Source organism: Pseudarthrobacter cellobiosi (assembly GCF_023913755.1).
Classification (GTDB): Bacteria; Actinomycetota; Actinomycetes; order Actinomycetales; family Micrococcaceae; genus Arthrobacter; species Arthrobacter cellobiosi.
In genome coordinates this window covers 52162-75195 of the sequence record NZ_JAMXBJ010000033.1, presented here as the reverse complement: position 1 = coordinate 75195, position 23034 = coordinate 52162, and the positions used below count along the sequence as shown (strand labels likewise).

26 protein-coding genes and 2 riboswitches are annotated in these 23034 nt (G+C 65.0%); of the genes, 8 read left to right on the top strand and 18 right to left on the bottom strand.

Annotated elements, in window-relative coordinates; genetic code table 11:
* Together NG696_RS04660 and NG696_RS21070 are read left to right on the top strand one after the other, a co-directional pair.
* On the top strand, window positions 1-915 hold the full coding sequence (locus NG696_RS04660) for a tyrosine-type recombinase/integrase (protein WP_252574385.1): 915 nt from the start codon (window positions 1-3) through the stop codon (window positions 913-915).
* A 657-nt stretch (window positions 916-1572) separates the two neighbouring features.
* Complete coding sequence (locus tag NG696_RS21070; protein ID WP_374211171.1) at window positions 1573-1740, top strand: hypothetical protein; 168 nt, start codon at window positions 1573-1575, stop codon at window positions 1738-1740.
* Window positions 1741-1898: 158 nt separating this feature from the next.
* On the opposite strand, the gene NG696_RS04650 is transcribed toward NG696_RS21070, so the two are convergent.
* Window positions 1899-2531 (bottom strand): TlpA family protein disulfide reductase, encoded by a 633-nt coding sequence (locus NG696_RS04650; RefSeq protein ID WP_252574381.1) that lies wholly within the window; start codon window positions 2529-2531, stop codon window positions 1899-1901.
* An 18-nt stretch (window positions 2532-2549) separates the two neighbouring features.
* Complete coding sequence (locus NG696_RS04645; RefSeq protein ID WP_252574379.1) at window positions 2550-3299, bottom strand: cytochrome c biogenesis CcdA family protein; 750 nt, start codon at window positions 3297-3299, stop codon at window positions 2550-2552.
* Between the two features lie 197 nt (window positions 3300-3496).
* Here NG696_RS04645 and NG696_RS04640 point away from each other — a divergent pair, with 197 nt between their 5' ends.
* The 3 genes from NG696_RS04640 to lspA are packed head-to-tail and all read left to right on the top strand — an operon-like array spanning window position 3497 to window position 6338.
* The gene (locus NG696_RS04640) at window positions 3497-3883 is read left to right on the top strand and encodes an ArsR/SmtB family transcription factor (RefSeq protein WP_252574415.1); all 387 of its coding nucleotides are present in this window, start codon (window positions 3497-3499) and stop codon (window positions 3881-3883) included.
* A complete protein-coding gene (locus NG696_RS04635; RefSeq protein WP_252574377.1) occupies window positions 3880-5835 on the top strand; it encodes a heavy metal translocating P-type ATPase in 1956 nt (651 codons plus the stop codon). Before NG696_RS04640 ends, NG696_RS04635 begins: the two co-directional genes overlap by 4 nt.
* On the top strand, window positions 5832-6338 hold the full coding sequence (gene lspA / locus NG696_RS04630) for a signal peptidase II (protein WP_252574348.1): 507 nt from the start codon (window positions 5832-5834) through the stop codon (window positions 6336-6338). Before NG696_RS04635 ends, lspA begins: the two co-directional genes overlap by 4 nt.
* Window positions 6339-6468: 130 nt before the next feature.
* Here lspA and NG696_RS04625 read toward each other — a convergent pair whose 3' ends face one another.
* Window positions 6469-6882 carry a four-helix bundle copper-binding protein gene (locus NG696_RS04625; protein ID WP_252574347.1) on the bottom strand — a complete coding sequence of 138 codons (414 nt, stop codon included), beginning with the start codon at window positions 6880-6882 and terminating at the stop codon, window positions 6469-6471.
* Between the two features lie 327 nt (window positions 6883-7209).
* Window positions 7210-7383, top strand: a riboswitch (cyclic di-AMP (ydaO/yuaA leader).
* A gap of 422 nt (window positions 7384-7805) precedes the next feature.
* Between NG696_RS04625 and NG696_RS04620 the strand changes: the two genes are divergently transcribed.
* Window positions 7806-8168, top strand: a complete 363-nt coding sequence (locus tag NG696_RS04620; RefSeq protein WP_252574346.1) for a M23 family metallopeptidase — start codon at window positions 7806-7808, stop codon at window positions 8166-8168.
* 72 nt (window positions 8169-8240) lie between these two features.
* Here the strand turns inward: NG696_RS04620 and NG696_RS04615 are convergent, their stop codons facing one another.
* The 10 genes from NG696_RS04615 to NG696_RS20735 form a co-directional block, all read right to left on the bottom strand.
* A complete protein-coding gene (locus NG696_RS04615; protein WP_252574344.1) occupies window positions 8241-8735 on the bottom strand; it encodes a hypothetical protein in 495 nt (164 codons plus the stop codon).
* Between the two features lie 151 nt (window positions 8736-8886).
* A complete protein-coding gene (locus NG696_RS04610; protein WP_252574342.1) occupies window positions 8887-9522 on the bottom strand; it encodes a thioredoxin-like domain-containing protein in 636 nt (211 codons plus the stop codon).
* Window positions 9519-10433, bottom strand: coding sequence for a prolipoprotein diacylglyceryl transferase (gene lgt / locus NG696_RS04605; protein WP_252574341.1), 915 nt, complete (start codon window positions 10431-10433; stop codon window positions 9519-9521). The genes NG696_RS04610 and lgt overlap by 4 nt, the downstream gene beginning before the upstream one ends.
* Window positions 10434-10438: 5 nt before the next feature.
* The gene (locus NG696_RS04600) at window positions 10439-11986 is read right to left on the bottom strand and encodes a multicopper oxidase family protein (protein ID WP_252574339.1); all 1548 of its coding nucleotides are present in this window, start codon (window positions 11984-11986) and stop codon (window positions 10439-10441) included.
* A 51-nt stretch (window positions 11987-12037) separates the two neighbouring features.
* Window positions 12038-12787: a cytochrome c biogenesis CcdA family protein gene (locus NG696_RS04595; RefSeq protein WP_252574337.1), complete on the bottom strand. Its 750-nt coding sequence runs from the start codon at window positions 12785-12787 to the stop codon at window positions 12038-12040.
* A gap of 4 nt (window positions 12788-12791) precedes the next feature.
* Entirely contained in the window at window positions 12792-13682 is an 891-nt protein-coding gene (locus NG696_RS04590; RefSeq protein WP_252574334.1) for a F510_1955 family glycosylhydrolase, read from the bottom strand.
* A gap of 78 nt (window positions 13683-13760) precedes the next feature.
* Entirely contained in the window at window positions 13761-14378 is a 618-nt protein-coding gene (locus NG696_RS04585) for a DUF305 domain-containing protein (RefSeq protein WP_252574332.1), read from the bottom strand.
* Between the two features lie 137 nt (window positions 14379-14515).
* The gene (locus NG696_RS04580) at window positions 14516-14971 is read right to left on the bottom strand and encodes a hypothetical protein (protein ID WP_252574329.1); all 456 of its coding nucleotides are present in this window, start codon (window positions 14969-14971) and stop codon (window positions 14516-14518) included.
* 78 nt (window positions 14972-15049) lie between these two features.
* Complete coding sequence (locus tag NG696_RS04575) at window positions 15050-17197, bottom strand: heavy metal translocating P-type ATPase (protein WP_252574327.1); 2148 nt, start codon at window positions 17195-17197, stop codon at window positions 15050-15052.
* A gap of 70 nt (window positions 17198-17267) precedes the next feature.
* Entirely contained in the window at window positions 17268-17582 is a 315-nt protein-coding gene (locus NG696_RS20735) for a heavy-metal-associated domain-containing protein (protein ID WP_256471944.1), read from the bottom strand.
* Window positions 17583-17864: 282 nt separating this feature from the next.
* Window positions 17865-18061, top strand: a riboswitch (cyclic di-AMP (ydaO/yuaA leader).
* A 3-nt stretch (window positions 18062-18064) separates the two neighbouring features.
* Here NG696_RS20735 and NG696_RS04565 point away from each other — a divergent pair.
* On the top strand, window positions 18065-18805 hold the full coding sequence (locus NG696_RS04565; protein ID WP_252574323.1) for an NlpC/P60 family protein: 741 nt from the start codon (window positions 18065-18067) through the stop codon (window positions 18803-18805).
* A 245-nt stretch (window positions 18806-19050) separates the two neighbouring features.
* Window positions 19051-19503, top strand: a complete 453-nt coding sequence (locus tag NG696_RS04560) for a hypothetical protein (protein ID WP_252574321.1) — start codon at window positions 19051-19053, stop codon at window positions 19501-19503.
* Window positions 19504-19596: 93 nt separating this feature from the next.
* Here the strand turns inward: NG696_RS04560 and NG696_RS04555 are convergent, their stop codons facing one another.
* The 5 genes from NG696_RS04555 to NG696_RS04535 form a co-directional block, all read right to left on the bottom strand.
* Entirely contained in the window at window positions 19597-20220 is a 624-nt protein-coding gene (locus NG696_RS04555) for a copper resistance CopC family protein (RefSeq protein ID WP_252574319.1), read from the bottom strand.
* A 70-nt stretch (window positions 20221-20290) separates the two neighbouring features.
* Entirely contained in the window at window positions 20291-20917 is a 627-nt protein-coding gene (locus tag NG696_RS04550; protein WP_252574317.1) for a hypothetical protein, read from the bottom strand.
* 79 nt (window positions 20918-20996) lie between these two features.
* Window positions 20997-21656: a DsbA family protein gene (locus NG696_RS04545; RefSeq protein ID WP_252574315.1), complete on the bottom strand. Its 660-nt coding sequence runs from the start codon at window positions 21654-21656 to the stop codon at window positions 20997-20999.
* A 47-nt stretch (window positions 21657-21703) separates the two neighbouring features.
* A complete protein-coding gene (locus NG696_RS04540) occupies window positions 21704-22615 on the bottom strand; it encodes a cation diffusion facilitator family transporter (RefSeq protein ID WP_252574313.1) in 912 nt (303 codons plus the stop codon).
* Entirely contained in the window at window positions 22612-22992 is a 381-nt protein-coding gene (locus NG696_RS04535; RefSeq protein WP_252574413.1) for an ArsR/SmtB family transcription factor, read from the bottom strand. Before NG696_RS04535 ends, NG696_RS04540 begins: the two co-directional genes overlap by 4 nt.
* Window positions 22993-23034 lie beyond the last annotated feature (42 nt).

The following is a 23034-nucleotide window of genomic DNA, read 5'->3' as shown; positions in this document are numbered from 1 at the left end:
ATGGACCTCGCTTATAACACCGCGCCCGCCAGCAACCGGGAACGACACGCCAGCATTATCGCTGCGTGGCAACTGGCGCAGTCTTCACCACATACGCTGGCCGCTTATACCCGAGATCTCGCCGGGTACTGTGCCTGGCTGGATGATCTGAATCTGGATCTACTTACGGTGCGGCGTGTGCATGTGGACGGCTACCGACACACTCTGGCGGGGGCTCCGACGACGGTGGCCAGGACGCTCGCTGCGGTGTCGAGCTTCTATAGGTACGCGCTGGCGGAAGACGTTGTGGACCGGAACCCGGTGGCGACCGTGGTCAGGCCCAGTGTGGATGCAGACCACAGTTCGACCCAGGGACTGAACCGCGACCAGGCAAGGGCGCTGCTGGCAGTGGCTCATAAAGACAGTCTCAGGTCCAATGCCCTGGTGAACCTGCTGGTGTTCACCGGCGTCCGCATCAGCGAGGCACTGAACGCGCGCACGGCCGACTATGGCCACGACGCAGGACACCGCACGCTTCGGATACAGCGCAAGGGTGGCAAGACCGCCAAGGTCGCGGTGCCGGCTCCTGCTGTGGTGGCGCTCAATACTTACCTTGGTACCTCCGGCGCCGACCTGGTCCTGGGACACTCGCAGAGCCTTCCGCTCTTCACTACAGCCACCGGCAGACCCTGGAACCGCTCGGAGGCATTCCGCACTGTGCAGCGGCTGGCACGCAGGGCCGGCATCCAGGGCCAGATCAGTCCGCACAGCCTGCGGCACACGTTCGCAACTATTGCTTTGGACAGCGGGACCTCGCTGCACGCCTTGCAGGACAGTATGGGCCACGCTGATCCGCGGACCACCAGGCGCTACGACAGGGCACGGAACAACCTGCTGAAGTCCGCCGGCTACGACGTCGCACGCGCGCTGGCATAGGGCTCAGCCCGTACCTTTAGTCAGTCACGCTCGTTCGACGCAGCGGATCAGCTGCGTGCCTCTTATGTCCTTAGCCCTCTTAGTCGCCCATGTCTAGAGGCCATCGACACTGACCGGGACGGCATCCCGGACGTTTACGAAGAAGACCCACCGCGGTGACAGCGCTGGTGATGTTGGCATGTCTGCTGTGCGCAGGGACCGGCGTTGCCGTTTCCGGGGAGCCCGTTGGTAGCCTAGATGGGTTGATACCGGCAGCCCGCAGCCGACCTTCGCAGGGATTGTTCTGCCGCTGATGCTCTTTCTTACAGTGGGGCATTTGTCGGCCGTCCCGCTGGCCGTGTCAAGCATCCACAGGGCAGGGCGCACTTTCCTCAAGGCATAGCCCGTGGAACGCTGCTGCCGGGCAAGGATATGTGCAACCAGTGCCTACGCTCAGAGGTTGTTCCTGGTCCCTGGGCTGGGTGTCCTGCCAAGCCGCCCCCGGGATGCATGCAGCCCGGGCCGAATATTGAGGAATACATGAAGCTATCGTTAGTCGATTCCCTGACGCAGGGAATCATTTTTTTGGGCGCAACTCCCTCTCCCGGCCCTGGCGAGAATGGGCTGCGGCCAGGTCTTAGCGCCGATCAGGTGACGCCGGGACTTCTCGGATTCGTCATGACAGCGTTCATGGTTATTGCAGTTGTCGCGCTCATGGTGTCCATGACCCGGCGAATTCGCCGCGTTCGGTACCGGGCGCAAGTCAGCGAGGCCGACGCAGACGCCCTTGCAGCACCTGATGCCCGCAGCGTCCAGGGGCCCGAAGACCCGGCCCGACAGGGCTGACACCGCGCTCCGCAGGCCTCCCGCCGCACCCGTTACATGGTGCTGCTAGCGGTGTGCCTCCCCGAGCTTCGCATTCCATGATGTCTTGGCAGTTCCGCAGCAGAGGGTAAGGCTACAGCCCGTTCAGCGGCCGACTCAAAGCCCCGTTCGGTATGGGTCTAGGCCCCGGGTTCTTTCAGTGCGCTCCTGATGAGGGCTTTGAGGGTGCTTTTCTCGGCGAGGCCGAGCACTCGGGCGCTGACTCTTCCTTGTTTGTCCAGCACGAGGGTGGTGGGTACTGCCCGCGGAGGGACGTACTCGGCCAGGGCGAGCAGGATGCTGCCGTCCGCGTCGTTGAAGCTGGGATAGGTAGTGCCGAAGGTCCGTTCGAAGGCGGCGGCCGTGGCCGCGGTGTCGCGCAGGTTGATGCCGTAAAAGAGTACGCCGTCGTCTTTGTTCTCCTGGTACAGGGTCTCCAGCGTCGGCGCTTCCGTCCGGCAGGGGGCGCACGCGGCGTACCAGACGTTCAGGACTGTCACCGATCCCCGCCAGTCTGTGGAGCTGAGGACCGTTCCGTCGTAGAGCGGACCCTGCATCTCCACCGGGGCGCTCCTGTCGTTGGAGGCGTATTCGGAGACCGAGCCGTCCCCGGCGATGTAGTTCTTGTTGTCCCCGGCCCGGGCCTGGGCTGCCAGGGAATCCGGGGCGGCACAGCCTGTCAGGAGCAGGGCGCCTGAGGCCATGCCGAACAGGACGCTGCGGCGGCCGGGCAATGATTCTCCGGCTGATGGTGCGGGGGAGTGGACGTTCACTGTCTGGTCCTTTTCGTTCTATACGGGGGTGGTGATGGTTCCGGCGAGGTTCTGCAGCTGGTAAATCCAGAGCATCCAGACCCCTGAGACCATCAGGATTCCGACGAGGATGAGCAGCGAACCGCCAATGATGTTGAACGTGCGGATGTGCCGGCGGATAAAACCAAGGGTCCTGGTGACCCAGTTCAGGCCCAGTGCGACCAGGACGAAGGGGATTCCCAGCCCCAGGCAGTAGACGAATCCCAGCAGGGCCCCGCGCCAGGGGTCCCCGGTGGTGGTGCTCAGCGCCAGGACGGCGCTGAGGGTCGGCCCCATGCACGGTGTCCATCCGAGGCCGAAGACGATACCGAGCAGCGGCGCCCCGGCGACGCCGGTTCTGGGACGGAAGGACAGTTTCCGGGTGGTCTGAAGGAATGAGAAACTGCCGACCAGGACCAGGCCCATCAGTACGACGAACACTCCCAGGGCGCGGATCAGCGTGTCCTGCCACTGCACGAGCCAGCCGCCGATGACACCGAAAGCCGCCCCGTACAGCGTAAAGACAGCGGCAAAACCGAGAATGAAAAGACCGACACCGGTCAGGAGCCGCCGCCTGTTGTCCGGGCGTGACGGGTCGGTCAGCCCGGAGACGTAGCCCAGATACCCTGGCACCAGCGGAAGGATGCACGGAGAAATGAACGACACAGTCCCGGCTGTCATGGCCAGCGGCATCGCCACCAATAAGGCTCCGGACTGCACCATCTCGGCGAAATATCCGCCAATGCTCATCGGTGTCTCCTCGGTCAATTTCTGAAGCTCTGCCAAACCGGCAACAGCATCGCCCCGCCCACCGGTTGAGCGAATGGCGCGCTCATGTCCGGCTCTTACGTGTGGATGCGCTCGAAACTCTGGCGAGCGTCGCGGCGGCCCTTTCGACATTACAGCATGGCGGCGATGACATCATAAATCTGCGCTATCATCGTCATATGACGATTGAACCTATGGTTTCCGCGGATCCGTGCCGCCAGCTCAGTCCTGCGGCGGCGCTGTTCCATTCCCTCAGTGACCCGACCCGCTTGAGCATCGTGAAGCGCATGGCCGGCGGTGAGGTCCGGGTTGGTGACCTTACAGGGGAGCTGGGCCTGGCCCAGTCAACGGTATCCGCCCACGTCGCATGCCTGCGCGATTGCGGCCTGGTCGAAGGCCGGGTGCAGGGCCGCAGCGTCTACTATTCACTCTCCCGTCCGGAATTGATGGACATGCTCACCCAGGCAGAGATCCTGCTTGCCGCCACCGGCAACGCGGTCAGCCTGTGCCCGAACTACGGCACCGGCAGCACCGGCGCCGCCCTGACAGAAGAGAACACACGATGAGTGACGCCTGCGGCTGCAGCGATGAGAAGACCGGGACCGGCGAGTCCGACGAGGCGGAGGAGGCCGTAGGTTTTTGGCAGGTCCGCGAGGTCCGGGCGGCAGCCGTTTCCGGTGTCCTGCTCCTGGCGGGGTGGATCGCTTCCCTGGCCGGTGGGCCCCAGTGGCTGACGCTTCCCCTGGAGATCGTCGCGCTGCTGGTTGCAGCCTGGACGTTCGTTCCCTCCACCCTCCGCCGCCTGGTGAAGGGCAAAATCGGGGTCGGGACGCTGATGACGATCGCCGCCGCCGGCGCTGTCGCCCTCGGTCAGTTCGAGGAGGCAGCCATGCTGGCCTTCCTCTACGCCATCTCCGAAGGCCTTGAGGAGTACTCACTGGCGAAAACCCGCCGCGGCCTGCGTGCCCTGCTGGACCTTGTCCCGGCCGAGGCGACCATCCTGCGCGGCGGTACCGAGCTCACGGTCGACCCTGCAGAACTCATCCCCGGGGACCGGATGGTTGTCCGACCCGGGGAGCGCCTTGCCACTGACGGCAGGATCCTCACCGGGCGCACGTCCCTGGACACATCGGCGCTCACCGGCGAATCCGTTCCGGTCGAGGCCGGGCCGGGAAGCGAGGTCTACGCCGGGTCGATCAACGGCACCGGCCCGCTCGAGGTGGAAGTCACCAGCACCGCGGAAAACAACTCCCTGGCCAGGATCGTGCACATCGTCGAGGCCGAGCAATCCCGCAAGGGCCCTGGCCAGCGCCTGGCCGACTCCATCGCCAAAAAACTCGTCCCCGGCATCCTCATCGCCGCCGCACTGATCATCGTCTTCGGCTTCATCGTCGGCGAACCGCTGCTGTGGTTCGAACGCGCCCTCGTCGTCCTGGTCGCAGCCTCGCCCTGCGCCCTAGCCATCTCCGTACCCGTCACGGTCGTCGCTTCCGTAGGTGCTGCCAGCCGCATCGGCGTTCTCATCAAAGGCGGAGGCGCCCTGGAAACCCTCGGCAAAATCCGCACTATCGCGCTGGACAAGACCGGAACCCTCACCCGGAACAAGCCCGCCGTGATCGATGTCGCCGCAACCGGCGCCGCCACCAGGGAACACGTCCTGGCCCTCGCGGCCGGCCTGGAGGCCCGCAGCGAACACCCGCTCGCCCGCGCCATCCTCGCCGCCGCAACGGACCGGGCTGCCGTCACCGATGTGGACACCGTCCCCGGCGCCGGTCTGGAAGGCCTGCTCGATGGCAGGACCGTCCGACTCGGCCGCCCGGGCTGGATCAACGCCGGACCGCTGGCCGCCGAGGTTGAGAGGATGCAGCACGCAGGCGCGACCGCTGTCCTCATCGAGGAAGACGGCCAGGTCATCGGAGCTGTCGCGGTCCGTGACGAGCTGCGGCCCGAAGCCCGGGAAGTCATTGCCCGGCTGAGCGCCTCCGGCTACACCACGGCCATGCTCACCGGCGACAACCTCATCACCGCCACGGCACTGGGTAAGGCCGCGGGCATCACGGAGATCCATGCCGACCTCCGGCCCGAGGACAAGGCCGAGATCATCCGCACGCTCCAGGGCCGCCAGCCCACCGCCATGGTCGGCGACGGCGTCAACGACGCCCCGGCACTCGCGACCGCCGACACCGGCATCGCCATGGGCGCCATGGGCACCGACGTCGCGATCGAAACCGCCGACATAGCCCTGATGGGCGAGGACCTGAACCACCTTCCCCAGGTCCTCGATCACGCCCGCAGGACCCGGAGCATCATGCTCCAGAACGTGGGCCTGTCCTTGGCGCTGATCGCGGTACTGATACCGCTCGCGCTGTTCGGCATGCTCGGCCTGGCCGCCGTGGTCCTCATCCACGAACTGGCCGAAGTTGTCGTGATCGCCAACGGCGTCAGGGCAGGCCGGATCAGCCGCAAGACCACGTCCAACGCCGCCAAGCCCGCCCCCGCGTTGGAACCGGCAGCGTGAGCGCCGAAACCGCTGTGCCGGACGCACCTGCCGGGCAGGCCCGACGGTCCAGGACGGTGCTGCTTCTGGTGGCAGCCGTCCTTGCCGCAGCCGACCTGGTCGTCAAAGCCGTGGCCGAAGCGCTGCTCTCCACCGGCACGACCGCCGATCTGGGACCGATCAACATTAGGCTGCTCTACAACCGCGGTGTCGCGTTCAGCCTCGGCGCGGACCTTGCACCCTGGGTCGTCATCGCCGCCACCGGCCTGATCATTGCGGCCCTGATCTGGTACACCGTCTCCTCCGCCCCTATCATGACTGGCCTCTCCCGGGCAGGAGCGTCCCTGCTGCTCGGAGGCGCGGTCGGGAACTTCATCGACAGGCTCGACGGGCAAGGGGTCGTGGACTACCTCCACAGCGGCTGGTTCCCCACCTTCAACCTCGCCGACGCGTTCGTTACCACCGGAGTAGCGCTCCTCGTCCTCGGCACGATCTTCCCCCGGCGGCCGCAGACCGGCGACTAGGCCCTTCGCCGACCCCCTCACCGGCCAGGTTGCAGATGAGAGGACTCCTGGGACTCCAAATCAGTGTCGGAGACGGGACCGAAGGCCTCTGATTCCTGTGAGCATTTCGCCTGTCGCCCCGTATGGCTGCTTAGTCGAGTGCCGCAAGGAGTTCGTTGCACGCATTTTCGCAACGACGGCAAGCTTCCGCGCAGATCCGGCAGTGGCTGTGCATGTCGGCGTGCCGTTCGCATTCGTCAGCACAGGTCTTGCACACGGTGGCGCAGGCCTGCAGGACAGCGCGGGTGACGTTCGCGTCGTAGCCGGTGTGCCGGGAGAGGACATTTCCTGTGGCGGTGCAGATGTCCGCACAGTCAAGGTCAGTGCGGATGCACTTCGTCAACTCGGCGACCATGTCTTCGCTCAGGCACGCATCTGCGCAGGCGGTGCAGGCCTGCGCGCAGTCAAAAGACGCGGCGATACATTCGGCGAGCTTGTGCTGGTCGATGCTGCCAAGATCCTTCGGGTAGGCATCAAGCATTTTGTGGGCGCTGGCGTGTGTCATCGTTTTCTCTCTTCCAAGGTGTTGAGCGGCTGGAAATAGATGCAGGGGCCGGCTTGCATGTTCTGCTAACCGGCACCGCGGTTGTGCTTGTGTCGTACCCCCGTTTCGTTTGATGATTCTGGCCACACTCAGGCGACGCCGGCTTCTCTCAGAGGACTGTCAGCCACAGCGTAACTTTCCCCGGACAGGCCAGCTACCCCCGACGCCTGCTTGCTCTCTAAACGAAGTACCATCCTCAAGATTTGGTAACGAATTTGTAACTTCCGCGTGTCGTTCGCTAGAGTCGACGGAAATACATGCCTATAGCGGGTATGGGTGTGACCGCTTCGCCAAACCCCGCCGGTGGTCCACGTACTTCTTTTCTCAAGGCGGGGGCGGAGGACCCACAAACGGTGCCATGTGCACCTTGGGGTGAAGCCGACCTGCAACGGTGCCTGAGGGCTCCGGGCAGGGCGGCCGGACAGTCCACTCGTCCGAATCCGACAGCTAACTTCGCCGGCGCCGAGAGGACCACTATCTTGTCTGCCCGCCCTCCACACGGCCGTCGCCGTGCCGTTCCGACACCTTCTACAACATCCCGTCGGGGTGTCTTCCATGAATCGTCAAGGGTCCTGCGGGGTCAGCAGTTCGGCGCTGCAGCAGCGGTCACCGGAATGATAGCCCTCACCGCGCTGTCCGCGGCCCATGCGGACTCCAATGCGCTCCCAGCAGCTAAAAACATGCCTTCGGCAGTGGCGGCACCGAGCATTCAGGCGCCCGTTACCGCCGAGGCTGGAGCTGGCCTGGCTTTTGACCGCCCGACTGTCACTTCGCAGGCGGCGCCTGCTCCTGCACCAGCCCCCGCGGTGCAGGCCGCAGGAGCAGTGCCAGCAGCGCCTGCCCCTGCCCAGGAGACGAAGGGACTGCGAGGGCCGCTCGCATCGATGAACGTAAGTTCCCCTTTCGGCTTCAGGATCAGCCCGATCACCGGTGCTTCCGGCGAGTTACACACTGGCATTGACCTGACGGGGGCGTGCTCGACTGCGGTATTCGCCGCCGGTTCAGGAGCCGTCATCGAGGCCGGCTGGAGCCCTTATGGCGGCGGTAACCGGATTGTCGTGGATCATGGCAACGGCTTGAAGACCACGTATAACCATCTGGCCAGTATCGGTGTCTCGGTTGGACAGGTTGTTGTTCAGGGTCAGCAGATCGCAGGGGTTGGTACGACCGGGGCATCTACCGGCTGCCATCTTCACTTTGAGGTCATGGTGAATGGCAATACCGTCAATCCGTCCGCCTATATCTGACCTCAGCTGGAGCTGCTGCAGGGCAGTGTGGCGGGCCGGTTGGTCCCTGGTTCCCGAGCTGCAGGCGCCCGGTCAAGGACCTTCCATAAACGGGGCTTGTCGATGGGCGGCAAAGGCGCGAACTCTGGCTTCGCCGGATGCTTGGGCTTGGCGTGTCCTTCCCGCGTAGCGGTACAGGTCCTGAGCCCATTCGAATTCGGCGGCGGCGTCCCGGTACAGTCCTTCGTCAAAGAGGCGCCGGCCGATCTGATGGCGCGCGAGAGCTTCCCTTGTTCTGGTGTGAGCCAGGCGGAGGGCTTGTTCGTGGTGCCTCGCGGCGTCCCTCCAGCTGTAGGTCCTCTGATAGGCGTGGGCAAGGACAAGCAGTGCCCTGAATGGGTCCTCTGATGTTGCCAGCAGGGCCTGCCCTTCGGCGATGGCCTCATCACCGCGGCCAAGGAGGGAGAGGACCCAGACGCGTTCCAATGCCGTGCAGTCCCCGAGTCGGGCCTCCATCGCGCGCCGGTCCAACACGATATCCAGCAGTGTGGCTGGATCCGTACGCCACATACTCTTCTCAGCTTCCACGCAGTATCCCAGTCATCCGTGCCCGCCGGAAGCAGCCCTGCTCGACCGCCGTACCAGCCGCCGGTGGCGGCGGTATCCAGCCGGGGAATTCTGGGTAGAGCCGGATGAGTCTTGCATTGGAAATGGTCCTTACGATGGGAGATGAATTGGCTTAGCCATTGACGCCGCCGGCGCAGGACGCGCCGGGTTCCGGGGCGTTCGGGGATTGGGCATAGGCGCGGATGAATGCAGGGATGCGGGTGTCGTTGGCGTTCGGCAGGGTGAGCTGTGTTCCCCAGGCCGTGGCGGTGACGGGGGTGCTCTGGTCCTTGTCTGGGCTGAGCAGCACATAGGGCTTGTCTTGGGCCAGGGCGGTGAGCGTCGCTATGTCGCTGGCGGGCAGATCAGGCTGGTAGGTGAGCCACACGGCGCCGTGCTCGAGGGAGTGGACGGCGCTTTGTTCGTTGATGGGTTCGGTGTAGACGCCGCAGTTTGTCCAGACCGCGGCGTGGTCCCCGCCGACGCCGGGCTCCTGCGGGTAGTCCACGGCTGTCTGGACGTGGTTGCGGGTGAGATCAGCGAAAGCCTGGACACCGTCGATGGGTTTTTTGGCCTCTTCCGCGGCTTGGTTGCGTTCCTGGATGGAGCCTGTCACGGTGATGGCCACGGCGGTGATGATGGTAGTCAGGATCAGGCCGAAGCTGCCGTAGACGAGGAGGTTCCATTTGCGTTGTTTTGCTTTTTGGTCCGTGCGGATTGAGGCGACGATGGCTTGGTGTTCCCTGCGTCGTTTGGCGGCGTTGCTCATGTGGGCATTCCTTTGCTGTCGGTAGCGGGAGAGTTGTGCTGTGTTGTGCCGGCGTCGTCGGAGTCCACCGCCGAGCGGGGCCGGCGCCTGAGTATCTGGAAGAGAGCCAGCCCTGCAATGAACAGCAGTGCCGCTACCCAGGTGTTCACCCGGAGGCCCAGGATGGTGTTGGCGTAGTCGGAGCGGATCAGCTCGAACACGAACCTACCGGCGGTGTACAGGGCGATGTAGAGGGCGAACACTGACCCAGCGCCGAGTGAATACTTCCGGTCCAGGAACATCAGCAGTGCCGCAGCCGCCAGGCACCAGAGGGATTCGTAGAGGAATGTTGGGTGGAAGTATCCCAGAAGTTCCGGTGTTCCGTCCGCCGAGGTCACCGCCTGGCCGGTGGCCATGTCCATCTTGTAGATCTGGAGTTTCCAGGGCAGATCAGTGGGCCCGCCGTAGAGTTCATTGTTGAACCAGTTGCCCCAGCGTCCCATCCCCTGGGCGATGAGCAGTCCCGGGGCGGCAGCGTCCACGAAAGCTGCGAAGGGGACCCCGGCGCGCCGGGCACCGATCGCGGCTCCCACCAGTCCGAGGGCGACGGCACCCCAGATCCCGAGACCGCCTTCCCAGATCCGGAGGGCACCCCAGGGATCCTTACCCGGCCCGAAGTACAGTTGGTTGTCGGTGATGACGTGGTAAAGCCTTCCTCCGACGATGCCGAACGGCACCGCCCAGGCCACGATGTCCAGGGTCTGCGCTGTGGTGCCCCCGCGTGCACGAAGGCGGCGGGCCGTCAGCCAGGTTCCGAAGGCGATGCCGGCCAGGATGGCCAGCGCGTAAAAGCGTATCGTCAACGGCCCTAGCTCAAGGGCGCTGAAAGTTGGCGAAGGAATGAAGAAATCCGGTGGTGCCAGGGTCTGCATGAGGGTCACTTAATGTAGGAGAAGAGGGACATCATGCCCTGTTCCGCGTGGTAGGCATTGTGGCAGTGCGCGAGCCATTGCCCGGGGTTGTCGGCGTCGAAGATGACCGTGACGGTCTCTTTGGGACGGACGATGACGGTGTCTTTCCGGGCACCGCCATCTCCGACTTGGAAGGTGTGCCCGTGCAGGTGCATCGGGTGCCACATGTCGGTTTCGTTGATGAACTTCACTTCGATGCGTTCGCCCTCTTTGATGTCGAAGGCATGGTCAAAGGGATTGACCATCTCGAAGCGGTGTCCGTTGATACCCCAGTCGTATTTGGCCATGCTGCCGGTGAGCCGGAGTTCATGGACCCGGTCCGGGGTCCTTTCCTTCAGGGCAACGGCGGGGTCGGCGGTGAGTTCACTGCCGTCCAGGACGGTGCCTTCGAGCTTGTTCGGCAGTACTGCGGGCAGGGGTTGTTTGCCGGTGCCGGTGCTGATGAATCCGAGGGCCTGCCCGGTTTTCCCTTCGGGCAGTCCGATCAGGGGGGTGAATCCCTCTTTGACGGTCAGCAGGGCATCGATGCGTTCACCCATGCCGAGGACAACCGCGTCGACGTCATGGTGGGTGACGGGAAAACCGTCGGTGTGGGTGAGGGTGATCTTCTGGCCGGGGACCCCTACCCGGTAGGCGGTGTCCCCGGCGGCGTTGATGATCCTCAGCCGGATGACCTGTCCTGCGGTGGCGGGCAGGACCTGGGCCTGATCCGGCGCCTTGGAGTTGAACAGGTGGTAGGGGTAGCCGACGTCTCCGGCGTCGCCGCCGAGGAAGTCGCTGCGGGAACCCATGAGCATGTGCTTCATTGCTGACGGAGCGGGGCGGGCGTCGGGGGAGGGCGAAGCCGAGCGGTCGATACCGGCGGTGTACATGCCTTGGGAGAGTTCGGCCAGGACATCATCGGGGGTTCCCGTGACGCCGTCCATCCAGTCATCAAGGATGATGACCCAGTCCTTGTCGTATTTCAGTGGCTCGGCCGGGTCTTCGATGATCAGCGCCCCATACAGTGCGCGTTCGCGCTGCATGTCCATATGGGAGTGGTACCAGTAGGTGCCGGGCTGGGCGAGCCTGAAGTCGTAGCTGAGGCCGGCTCCGGCGGCAATGGGTTCCTGCGTGATGTGCTGGACGCCGTCCTGATCGTTCCGCAGGGCGAGGCCATGCCAGTGGATGCTGGTCTGCTCAGTCAGGCCATTGGTGAGTGCGACGCTCAGGCGGTCCCCGGTACGCGCCCGGATCTCCGGTGCCGTGAGGTTGCCGTTATAGCCCCAGGTGGTGAACGTTTTTCCGGCCACATTCGTTTCGAACGGTCCGGCCTTGAGTGTCTGGGCCACTGTAGTGCCGGCCAGGGGCCGCTGCGCTTCGTATTGGGCGACCAGCGGGTCATCGGGCATGACACGGGCTGGTGCAGCGGCGCTGCGCGGGGAGGTACAGGATGCCAGGGCCGCTGCTGCGGCGCCGGCGGCCGACAGCGCAAGGAACTGCCGCCGGTCCAGCTGGGAAGAGGTTGGGTTCATGTCAGTTTCGAATCCTTGGGAAAGAAGGCCGGGCAGTGCGGAAGGCGGCCATCAGATCGGGGTGAGGAAGGTCCCGGAGAGGTTCTGGAGCCTATAGATCCACTGCACCCACACCCCTGTGACCATGAGCACGCCCAGCACGATGAGCATGGAAGCCCCTGCGATATTGACCACCCGGATATGTCGGCGGACGAAGGCCAAGGTGTTGCTGACCCAGCCCAGGCCCAACGCGGTCAGGGCGAAGGGGATGCCGAGGCCCAGGCAGTAGGCGAAGGCAAGGAGCGCTCCGCGCCCGGCGCTGCCTGTCGTGACGCTGAGGGACAGCACGGCGCTCAGTGTGGGGCCCATACAGGGTGTCCAGCCGAGCCCGAACACGACGCCGAGCAGCGGCGCCCCGGCCAGACCGGTTCGCCGGCCCAGGCTGATCTTGCGGGTCTGCTGCAGCCAGGGCACCAGACCCAGGAGCGCCAGCCCCATCAGGATCACCACAATTCCCATGCTTCGCATAAGCGCGTCCTGCCAGCGCAGCAGCCAGGAGCCTATGGCGCCGAACGCTGCCCCGTAGAGGGTGAACACGGCCGCGAATCCGAGCACGAAAAGGCTGACACCTCCCAGGACTCTGCGCCGGTTCTTCGGCTGTGTCGGATCGGTCAGGCCCGAGACGAAACCGAGGTATCCGGGGACGAGGGGCAGGATACAGGGGGAGAGGAAGGACACTAGCCCGGCTGTCATGGCCAGGGGGATGGCGACCAGCAGTGCACCGGAGGTGACCGTGGAGGCAAAAAACCAGCCGATGTCCATCGGCTCAGACGGCGTCGGAGGGCCGGAACGTGGCCCCGCCATCGGTGGATACGACCAGTCCGGCAGTAGTCGCTGCCCAGATCCATGGCTTGCCTTCTGCGCCTTCCACAGCGGTGATCGCCTGGACCTGACCTTCGATGCGGCCCGTGCGGGACCAGGTGCTTCCGGCGTCGTCTGAATAGTGGACCGATCCGTCCGGCTCTACGCCTACGGCTTCGGTACCGTTGGCGAAGGCCGCGAACTGGATGATGGGTCCGGCGGTGTTCGGTGCCCAGGTTTTTCCGCCGTCGGTGGAGCGCTGGAGCCCGTCGCGGGTGGTGGCAAGGACCGTGTCGCTCTCCGGGGTGCCCGCCAGGGCGGCGGGAGCGAACCCTGCCGTGGCCACTGACCAGGTTTTGGCGTCGGGGCTGGTACGCAGGGTCCCGTCGTAGGCGACTATTCCGGATTTGACTGCGGTGAGGGCATGGAAGTCCGATTCGCCCTGGCGGGAAAGCTGCTCCCATGTTTTGCCGCCGTCCACAGATTTGATCAGGCCGAGGGGGCTGGGCAGATCCGAGCCTGGTCCGGGGTGTCCGGAGGCGTAGAACGTACCCTCTTCATCCGACGCGGTGAAGCCCATCAGGTCATTGGTGTCACCGATTTTGGTGGCCGGGGCTTTGGTGATGTCGAAGAGACCTTCATGGGTGGCCAGCAACACCTGGTCAGTTTCGCGGTTCACGCTCAGGCCGTGGACATGGGAGCTGGGCAGGCTGGAGGACCCGGTGGCGGGTGCGGTGCCGGCAGCCGGTGCTCCGGTTGTTGAAGCCGGGGTGCAGGCGGACAGGGTAAGCAGAAGGGCGACGGCTGCGGCGAGGGCGGCCGCGGACCGGTGGTTGGTCAAAAAGTGCAGGGGCATGGTGAAACTCCAGGGGTGGACCGTGAAATGGGGGAAGGCACCAGCCCTTGGGGGAGGGGCCGGTGCCGGAGGTGCTGGCTACAGAGTGGCCAGCAGGTTTTTCATTTCCTGCATTTCGGCTTCCTGGGAGCTGACAATGTCCTTGCTGAGCTGGACCGCGTCAGCGTTCTTGCCGTCGGACGTTTCAGTCTTGGCCATCATGACGGCGCCTTCGTGGTGGGCAATCATCTGGGTGAGGAAGAGCTTGGCGGCTTCGGTGCCCTGTGCGGCCTCGAGTTTGGTCATGTCTTCTTCGCCCATCATGCCGGACATGCTGTGTGCCGAAGGCATGTCCGTGGGCTGGCCCCAGCTCTCAAGCCAGCCGGTCATCTTCTCGATCTCCGGTCCCTGGGCCGCTTTGATCTTGGTGGCCAGGTCTGTCACCGCGGCGGGAATGCCTTCTTTTTTGAGCATGGTGTCGCTCATTGCCACGGCCTGTGTGTGGTGCGGGATCATCATCTGCGCGAACGTGGTGTCCGCGTTGTTGAATTCAGCCGACGCTGCCGGAGCCGAGCTTGATGGCATACCGGAGCTGCCGTGGTTCATGCCGGATGTGGTGCTTGTGTCCGAACTTCCTGCTCCGGAACCGGCGGAGCAGCCGGCAAGGGCGATGGCTGCGGCGATGGCGGCAGCGGAAATGGTCAGGGTTTTCTTCATGGAAATCAGGGTCCTCAAAAGTATCAGCGGCGCCTGGCGCCTTGCGGGGGCATGCATTCAAAGGCAGGCCGGGTGGCCGGCCTGTCGCATGCCGGTGGCTGGACGGTGCGCCGGGCAGGACACGGCGCAGTGCTCGTTTACGTCCGGCTGATGCAGAAGTCACCGGGCGATGGGCTGTCCGGTGAGTAGGAATAGCTGGTGCTGACCGCAGCGGCTCCGACGAGGTCCGGCACCGCGAAGGGTGCTGTGCCGGGCAGAGGTGCGGAGAGAGATGTGTTACCCGGTGACAGGACGCAGGCCGCGTCCATAGCGGACATCTCGTGGCAGGCGCCTGTGGCGGCGCACGAGGACGAGCCGGACATTGCTCCGGCAACTGCTGTGGCGTCAGATGACTGTGCGGGTCTATGGCTTTCGTGGCCTGCCGGGGTGCTTTGCATCTGCGCCATGGGCGTACTGGCCCCTGCTGCAGGCATGCTGTGCGCCCCGGTCATGATGTGCATGCCGAAGATGCCGGCCATGATGGCCAGGGCCGCCGTCAGAATGCCGGCACGGAGGAAGAAGGCGGTGAGGGCGTCACGGGATATCGCAGACATCGCTTTCCTCCTTCCGTGTGGGGTTGATGGTTTTAAGAATACCGGCTGGATTTTCCCCTGCCGGTCATCCCTTTTGGTTCAACGTACTTGGGAGGGATTCAGTTTCACCCTCCGCAGCAGCTGGGCGTTCAGGGCCACCACGATCGTGGACACCGACATCAGCACCGCGCCCGCGGCGGGCGACAGCACGACCCCGGCGAAGGCCAGCACACCGGCAGCCAGCGGGACCGAGAGGACGTTGTAGCCGGTGGCCCAGATAAGGTTCTGCCACATCTTCCGGTAGCTCGCTCGGGACAGGTCCACCATGGACAGAACGGCCCTGGGATCGTTTCCGGCCAGGACCACTCCAGCGGATTCCATGGCAACGTCGGTGCCGGCGCCGATGGCGATGCCGACCTCGGCGCGGGCCAGTGCAGGGGCGTCGTTCACCCCGTCCCCGACCATAGCTACCTTCATCCCACGGGCCTGGAGCTCGGCGACTTTCTTGTCCTTGTCCGCGGGCAGGACTTCGGCGAAGACCTCATCGATGTGCAGGTCCTGGGCGATGGCCTGGGCGACCTGCCGGGCGTCGCCGGTGATCATGGCGACCTTCACGCCGCGGTTCTGCAATGCTGCCACTGCCTGGCGGGATTCGGCACGGACGGAGTCTTCGAGGCTGACCGCCCCCAGGACGCGGCCGCCGTCGATCACGTGCAACACGGCTGCCCCACGGCCCATCCATGCCCGGGTGGGCGCGGCCACAACGACGGGCTCGACGGCGCCCAGCTCGCGCAGCAGCGCCGGCCCGCCGACGTGGATAGTCCGGCCGTCCACACTCGCCCGGACCCCGCGGCCCGTGAGTGATTTGAAATCCGTGGCGTGCGGGATGTCCAGGTTCCTGTCCCGGGCGGCGCGGACGATGGCCCGCGCCACTGGGTGCTCGCTGTCGGACTCCACCGCTGCGGCCAAGGCCAGGAGCGAGTCGGCGTCGACGCCCTGCACTGCCGTGATGTCCTTCAGGTCCGGTTCCCCTGTGGTCAGGGTGCCGGTCTTGTCGAACAGGACAACGTCGACTGTCCGCATCCGTTCCAGGGCCATCCGGTTCTTGATCAGCACACCGGCCCGGGCTGCCTGCTCCGTGGAGATGGCGATGACCAGCGGAATGGCCAGGCCCAGGGCGTGCGGGCAGGCGATGACCAGCACGGTGACGGTTCGGGTGACTGCTTCCGGGACGCTGCCCAGCAGCGTCCAGGCAATGAAGGTGATGACGCCGGCGCCGGCGGCGAAGTAGAACAAGAAGGCGGCCGCACGGTCCGCCAGTGCCTGCGCCTTGGAGGAGGACGCCTGGGCTTCGGCCACCAGGCGCTGAATGCCGGCCAGGGCGGTGTTCTCCCCGACGGCGGTAATCTGGACCCGGACGCTGTTATCTGTCGCGACGGTCCCGGCCACGACGGTGTCCCCGGGACTGCGGAGAACGGTTTTGGATTCACCGGTGATCATGGATTCGTCGAACTCGGCTTGCCCGTCGACGACCGTGCCGTCGGCGGGCATCCTGGCGCCGGAGCGGACCAGGACGGTGTCGCCTTCGCGGAGGTCAGAGACCGGAACGGTTTCCGTGCCTGCATCGGTGACGCGTTCAGCCTCGTCCGGCAGGAGTGCGGCGAGGGCATCCAGTGCACCCTGCGCTGACCCGAGGGCCCGCATTTCGATCCAGTGGCCCAGCAGCATGATCGCCACCAGCAGGGCCAGTTCCCACCAGAAGTCCAGGTCGAATCCGCCGATGCCCAGACTGGTTGCCCAGGACGCGGCGAACGCAACGCTGATGGCCATCGCGATCAGCAGCATCATCCCCGGCCGACGGTCCTTCAGTTCCTGCCATCCTCCTTTGAGGAACGGCTGGCCGCCGTACAGGAAGATCACCGTTCCCAGGACGGGCAGGATCCAGGTCGAGCCGGGGAATGCCGGCGGCGTGTAGCCCAGGAGGTGGCCGACCATGGGGCTGAAGTAGACCACCGGCACGGACAGTGCCAGCGTCAGCCAGAACCGGTTCTTGAACATGGCGGTGCTGTGCCCGGCATGCTGTCCGTGGCTGTGAACGGCGCGGTCATCCTGGTCGCCGTGGCCGTTGTGTTGATGGGCGCGGGCGTTATGTTCTGCCGGTGGGCTTGTCACCGCTGTGGCAGGCCCCTGTGGGGCGGTGTGGGTGGAGTGGTCTTCCTGGCCGTGATGAGCGTGATGGTTTTCCATTGTTGCCCTCCTGTTTGGGGCGTCCGCCCTGACGGAGGCAGTAGAACTGTCCGTTAGGGCGGGCGTTGGACTACCTGATGGTGAGGCTATACCCGGCGGCTGTGACGGCATTCCGGACCGAAGCCTCGGTGTGGGATCCGGATACGGTCAGGCGGGACGTGCCGTCGGGGACCAGTTCAACAGAGGCTTTTGCCACTCCATCGAGGGCGGTGACAGCGTTTTCCACTGTCTCCACACAGTGCCCGCACGTCAGCCCGTCAACGAAGTGGTCGGTCCCCGCGGGGGCCGACGACGACTGTGAGGTCGAAGGTGTGGAGCAGCAGCTGCAACCGGAAGATTCTGCGGCCACCAGGGGCAATTCGGTTTGGGAATCGGAACCACACATGTCAGCTCGGTCCTTTGCAAGAGGTCGTGATGGGGGGGTGCTGGGGTTGAAAGGCTGTAACGGCCGGGATGGTCTCGGCCTGGACAAACCACTTCACTGACAACAACGCAAATATACCCCCATAGGGTATATGAGGCAAGCCCGCGTCTGTGATCCCCTGCTGCGGTCCTGCTGCTGGCGGCCGTTATAAAAGACAGGCGGCCCGTTACTTAAATGTGACAATCGCTGTTGGATCCAGTACGGTCGAACTCGTGCCGGTTTCTCCGATGGCGGCACTCCCGGGTAGATTGCCTAACTCTGCCGCTGCCCCGGGATCCGTTCGCATATTCGTCCGGCAGAGACGGGGAAACCACATTGTGGCCTTGCGCAGAGCAAGGCCTTGGGGTGAAGCCGTGCTTCCAGCCTTCGGGCAGGGAACACGGCCGGGTGTCTCCCATCCGAATCCGACAGCTCACCTCGCAGGCATTGGGAGAGGCTCTTTCATGTCCACAAGCAAAACTCATGGCCGCCGTCGTGCAGCCGTAGCGGCCGTAACCCCCTTCACGGCGCTGTCCAGGACCGTCGCCGGGAACGCCGGAAGCCTCGGCCGCCAGGCTGCCGTTATCGCAGCAGCTTCAGGCCTCGTCCTGACCAGCGGCGTTGCCGCCCAGGCAGCTGAGGCCCCGGCCCAGCGCGATGCGGAGCCGACCTCGAACCTGGAAGTCAGCAGCCAGGTTCAGACCCCGCTCAGTGCCGACGCCACAGTTCAGATCTCCTTTGAGCGTCCTGCCGTGGAGACCACGCCCGCGCCTGTCGTAGAAGCACCCAAACCAGTCGCCGTTGCGAAGGCTGCTGCACCGGCCAAGGCTCAGATCACCGTCACGCCCGCTGCGGCCGCGCCGGTGGCCGCCCCGGCAGCAGGCGGAGTCAACGCGACGATGGTTTCCGCCGCCTACGCCCAGATCGGCATGATCCAGGACTGCACACGACTGGTGGAAAACGCCCTTAACGCTGCCGGGATCCCCGTCGGTGACCTCGGCCCCATGCAGTTCATGAACTACGGGACCGTCGTGAGCGACCCGCAGCCCGGTGACATGGTGATGCAGCCCGGACACGTCGGCATCTACGTCGGCGACGGCCAGGTTCTCAGCTCCGGTCTGAACGGCAAGAACGAAACGGCTGTCCACCCGCTGACCTGGATGACGGCCAAGGGCTCAGTGACCTTCGTCCGGGCAGGAGCCTAAAACCAACTGAAGGCCGGCGTTTCGTTGCCTTGGGGGCAGCGAAACGCCGGCCTTCAGTGTGTCATCCGGTAGATGGGTGGCCCCCGTTCCTGCCCGCCGGCCGGTCTGATCGCGGCATCTTCGATCCAGCGGATGCTGTAACGTCAGGGAAGGCGAAACAGCTGCCACACTTTGCTCAGGCACACCAAGGCAGTCCTGCGTCCGGCAGGCCCCCCACTTTTCAGAGGAATTTCATGGATACGACCATGCCAGATAAGGCGACGAACGATGGGCCCCTGCCGGGCGGGGACCAGGGCAGAACGGCCGGCATGCCCCTGGGCGCCCGCCGCCTGGTGCTCATTGGCGGGCTGTGTATCCCGGTCGGGCTAGTCGCAGGGCCATACCTGTTCGGTATCCAGCTGATCGCTGTCGCCGGTGTCGTGGCGATCAGTGTTGCTTTGTCTTACGGGATCGGCCGTGCATGGTTCACGCGGTGGCCGCGGCTGACAGCCGCGGCCGGCGGGGCCTGGATGGCGGCCACGATCGGCTACTGGTTGACCATCATGGCCGCTGCTGACGCCTCGGCCCCGGTCCCGGAAGTGTCCTCAGTGCTGTTCTCTACCGGCGTTGCTGCCGTGATAATGATGGCGGCGGCAGTTCTGGCCGGTACCATCGCACGGTTCAGGTCCCGCAGACTTCCCGCTGGAGCAGCCGCTTAACGTCCCGACCGCCTTTAACGACCGGTCCGCCGGGCCCCGGGAGGTGTGCTCATCCCCGGGGCCCGGCGGCCGCAGAAGGCCCTGTGCTCTGGTTCAGGCGCCGCTGTTGCCTGTCCGCTCCCGGCGGCGGGACAGATAAATAAGGCCGCCGATGACCGCCAGGACGATGGCGGCGATGCCGGCTGCCAGGAGGGCGTTGCTGTCATCGGGTGGCGGTACCCGGTCCGGCACGGTGTTCGCCGGTGCACTGACCGTCGCTGACGGCGCAGCTGATGCAGTGGCTGTTGCCGTTGCTGATGCCGGGCCGGTGGCGGCGCCCACAGCCGGGTCCTCGACGGTGAAGGCGAAGGTTCCCTCGATCGGGTGGCCGTCGGAGGAAACGGTGCGCCACAGGACCTTGTAGGGTCCGTTGCTTCCCGGTGTGACGTTGGTTGATATGGTCGGTCCCGCGACCGTGACCTCACCGTTGCTGAGCGTTTTTCCGGTTGAGTCTGTCACCGTGATGATGCTCAGGTTCAGGCTTTTCGAATCCGTGGGTGGTTCCGAGAGCGTCAGAGTCACAATCTCCGGGGCCGCGGCCACGGTGGTGTCGCGTTCAGGGGATGTTGACTGGAGGGCATCGTGGGCCTGCGCCGGCCCGGCCCCCAGCGCGGTGAACAGCAGGGCGCCGGCGAGGGCAAGCACTGCCTTGGAGCGTCCACGTTTCAGATCATTCATGAAATTGGTTCTGCAATTCTGGTTGTATCCGGACACTTGACGCCGTACTTTTGCGGCGCGGTGGCCCCGCTTAGCAGGCGGGGGCTTGGTGATTGCAGAACCCGTGCGGGGGTCCCCGGACACCGACCTGCCCGGGAACCGCAGCCCTGGCCGGGACCGTCCGGGGCTGTGCGGGCAGGACCCGGAAACGCGGCGGAATGGTCCCGGTTTCAGAGATCCCGTGCAGCGGCTTCAACCAGGCCGCCAGCGCCCAGAGGGCAGCCTCGCCCCGGGCCAGAAGGATCGCCGTCAGCAGTGTCGCCGCCAGGTGCAGGAGCGTCATTGTTGAACCGGCGTCGGCCGCCAGATGCTCGTAGGGCGCCGGGGTCTGGGCCGGCACCGAACTGGCCGCCGTGGTGGCGAACCCATGGTGGGGCTGGCCGGTAGGACCGGACGTCCCGGCGTCTGCGAGCCGTGAGAAGGCCAGGTGCAGGGCGAGCTGGGAGGTACCGAGGTAGCCGACCAGGCGCGGGGCTGTCATTTTCCGCCCCGCGAGAAGAACCGCGGAGAGGCCAACAACCGCGGCCACCGCCGTCAGGATCGGCAGTGCCGGGAGCTGCCCGCCGGCGGCGACGTGAGCGCCGCCGGCCAGGGTCAGCACGGTCAGCGCCACGGCGCCGGCCCGCGGCAACCGCAGAGGTGCACGCTGCAGGATCACTTAGGCTGCCTCCTTCCGGCGGACATAGTCTGTTCTACATCAAGTAGAACGCTAGCGGTTCTGAACCTTGCTGTGTGGGCTATTTGACGGCGTCGGCCAGTTTCTGCCGGAATTCGGCTTCGGTGTTAAGGGTGAGCTTTTCGCCGTTCAGGAAAAAGGTTGGAGTTCCGGAAACGCCAAGTGCCTTTCCGTCGGCAATATCTTTGCGGATCCGTTCCTTGGTCTCTTCAGCAGCCATGGCCGCGTCGTATTTTTCCATGTCCAGTCCAAGCTCTTCGGCGAAGGTCCTGAACAGGGCGTTCTGGAAGTCCTGCTTTTCGCCCCATTGGGGCTGGGTTTCGAACATCTTGGCGTACATCTGTTCGTACTTGCCCTGCTGGGCTGCTGCTTCGACGGCGAGGGCGGCCTGGCCGGAGTTCTTGTGTGAAGGGATCGGGAAGTAGCGGTGGATGAAGGTGATCTGGTCACCGAATTCCTTTTTCAGCTCAGCCACCAACGGTTCGGCGGCGCGGCAGGCTTCACATTCGAAGTCCAGGAATTCCACCAGTTGGGCTTTTTCCGTCGCCGGTGAGGTAACGCGGTGGCTGTCCTCCCGCACGAGCTGGGCGTCCGGTGCGGCCTGTGGCTCCACCGGGGCGGGTTTGGCTGCCGTAAAAACGGCGTACCAGATGATGCCTGCGCCCACGATGATGGCCAGCAGGATCCAAATGAGGCGGCGGGCCTTTTTGGCGGGGTCCATCGGGGAGTGCTCTGGTCGTGAAGGGGCGGTCTTGGTTGGTGGTGTCATCAGTGGTGCATGCTTTCCTGGTCGCGGTGGGCGGCTGGTTCGATCTGGAAGGTGGAGTGTTCGATGCTGACGTCAAAATGCTCGGCGACGCAGCGTTGCAGGTCCGCCAGGATTTCTGCGGCGTGCCCGTCGGTCATGCAGCCGTCTTCGACGGTGACGTGGGCCGAGAGGACGGGTGTTCCCGAGGCGACCAGGGAGGCGTGCAGGTCATGGACGTCTATGACGTGCGGCAGGGCCAGCATGTGCTCCCGGACCTTCGCCAGGTCCAGGCCCTTAGGGGTGCTTTCCATAAGCACATCGACTGTGGCGCGGAGCAGTTTCAGGGTCCGGGGAATGATCAGGACGCCGATGAACAGGGAGACCAGGGCGTCGGCCTGGAGCCAGCCGGTCAGGGCGATGATGACGGCGGCGGCGATGACAGCGACGGATCCCAGGGCGTCGTTGAGGACTTCGAGGAACGCGGCCTTCATGTTGAAGTTGTGGTTCCGGCCCGAGGAGAGGATGACCAGGCCCACGACGTTGCCGGCCAGCCCGATGATACCGAACCACAGCATCAACGACTCGCCCACCTCCGGAGGTTCGAACAGCCGGCGGATGCCTTCGACAATGACGAAACCGCCCACGGCCAGCAATAGCGCCGCCTGGGCAGCAGCAGCGATGATCTCGGCGCGTTTATACCCCCAGGTGCGTTTCAGGGTGGCAGGTTTCAGGGCCAGGGATGAGGCGATCAGCGCAATCAGGAGCCCGGCAGAATCGGTGAACATGTGGCCGGCGTCGGCCAGCAGCGCGAGGCTGCCCGTGAGGACCGAGCCCAGGATCTCGGCGAGCATCACCGTGAAGGTGATGGCGAAGACGGCGATGAGCTTGCCCCGCTGGCCGGACGCCGCCGCCCCGTGATCGTGTCCGCTCACGCGTGAAGCTCCATTCCCAAGGGTCCGGCGGTGGTCGCCCCTTCGTTGTTCTCCTGTGCACAGTCCGGTTCGTTGCAGCTGCAGATCGGCTCCACCGTCAGGATGGTGCCCAGCAGATCGCCTAGCGCGTGGGCCAGGCGGGGGTCCGAGAGTTCATACCGGACACGCCGGCCTGCCGGTTCGGCCACGACCAGTCCGCAGTCGCGCAGACAGGCCAGATGATTGGACAGGATCTGGCGGCTGACGCCGATGCCGGCGGCCAGGTCTGACGGGAAGGCAGGACCATTTCGCAGTTCGAGCAGTACCGCGGCGCGGGTCGGGTCGGCCAGGGCTTTGCCGAACCTGGCCAGGACATCGGTGCTGGAGAGGATACGCATACCCGCCATAGTACAGAATTTCATGGATTCAGAAATTCTGGA

Excerpts from the sequence above, each read along its gene's own strand:
- NG696_RS04560 (WP_252574321.1), top strand. The coding sequence starts at position 19,051 with ATGCCAGATAAGGCGACGAACGATGGGCCCCTGCCGGGCGGGGACCAG.
- NG696_RS04580 (WP_252574329.1), bottom strand. The coding sequence starts at position 14,971 with ATGTCTGCGATATCCCGTGACGCCCTCACCGCCTTCTTCCTCCGTGCC.
- NG696_RS04590 (WP_252574334.1), bottom strand. The coding sequence starts at position 13,682 with ATGCCCCTGCACTTTTTGACCAACCACCGGTCCGCGGCCGCCCTCGCC.
- NG696_RS04555 (WP_252574319.1), bottom strand. The coding sequence starts at position 20,220 with ATGAATGATCTGAAACGTGGACGCTCCAAGGCAGTGCTTGCCCTCGCC.
- NG696_RS04625 (WP_252574347.1), bottom strand. The coding sequence starts at position 6,882 with ATGACACACGCCAGCGCCCACAAAATGCTTGATGCCTACCCGAAGGAT.
- NG696_RS04645 (WP_252574379.1), bottom strand. The coding sequence starts at position 3,299 with ATGAGCATTGGCGGATATTTCGCCGAGATGGTGCAGTCCGGAGCCTTA.
- NG696_RS04620 (WP_252574346.1), top strand. The coding sequence starts at position 7,806 with ATGAACGTAAGTTCCCCTTTCGGCTTCAGGATCAGCCCGATCACCGGT.
- NG696_RS04535 (WP_252574413.1), bottom strand. The coding sequence starts at position 22,992 with ATGCGTATCCTCTCCAGCACCGATGTCCTGGCCAGGTTCGGCAAAGCC.
- lgt (WP_252574341.1), bottom strand. The coding sequence starts at position 10,433 with ATGCAGACCCTGGCACCACCGGATTTCTTCATTCCTTCGCCAACTTTC.
- NG696_RS04660 (WP_252574385.1), top strand. The coding sequence starts at position 1 with ATGGACCTCGCTTATAACACCGCGCCCGCCAGCAACCGGGAACGACAC.
- NG696_RS04545 (WP_252574315.1), bottom strand. The coding sequence starts at position 21,656 with ATGGACCCCGCCAAAAAGGCCCGCCGCCTCATTTGGATCCTGCTGGCC.
- NG696_RS04635 (WP_252574377.1), top strand. The coding sequence starts at position 3,880 with ATGAGTGACGCCTGCGGCTGCAGCGATGAGAAGACCGGGACCGGCGAG.
- NG696_RS04575 (WP_252574327.1), bottom strand. The coding sequence starts at position 17,197 with ATGGAAAACCATCACGCTCATCACGGCCAGGAAGACCACTCCACCCAC.
- NG696_RS20735 (WP_256471944.1), bottom strand. The coding sequence starts at position 17,582 with ATGTGTGGTTCCGATTCCCAAACCGAATTGCCCCTGGTGGCCGCAGAA.
- NG696_RS04600 (WP_252574339.1), bottom strand. The coding sequence starts at position 11,986 with ATGAACCCAACCTCTTCCCAGCTGGACCGGCGGCAGTTCCTTGCGCTG.
- NG696_RS04640 (WP_252574415.1), top strand. The coding sequence starts at position 3,497 with ATGACGATTGAACCTATGGTTTCCGCGGATCCGTGCCGCCAGCTCAGT.
- NG696_RS04565 (WP_252574323.1), top strand. The coding sequence starts at position 18,065 with ATGTCCACAAGCAAAACTCATGGCCGCCGTCGTGCAGCCGTAGCGGCC.
- NG696_RS04610 (WP_252574342.1), bottom strand. The coding sequence starts at position 9,522 with ATGAGCAACGCCGCCAAACGACGCAGGGAACACCAAGCCATCGTCGCC.
- NG696_RS04595 (WP_252574337.1), bottom strand. The coding sequence starts at position 12,787 with ATGGACATCGGCTGGTTTTTTGCCTCCACGGTCACCTCCGGTGCACTG.
- NG696_RS04585 (WP_252574332.1), bottom strand. The coding sequence starts at position 14,378 with ATGAAGAAAACCCTGACCATTTCCGCTGCCGCCATCGCCGCAGCCATC.
- NG696_RS21070 (WP_374211171.1), top strand. The coding sequence starts at position 1,573 with ATGACAGCGTTCATGGTTATTGCAGTTGTCGCGCTCATGGTGTCCATG.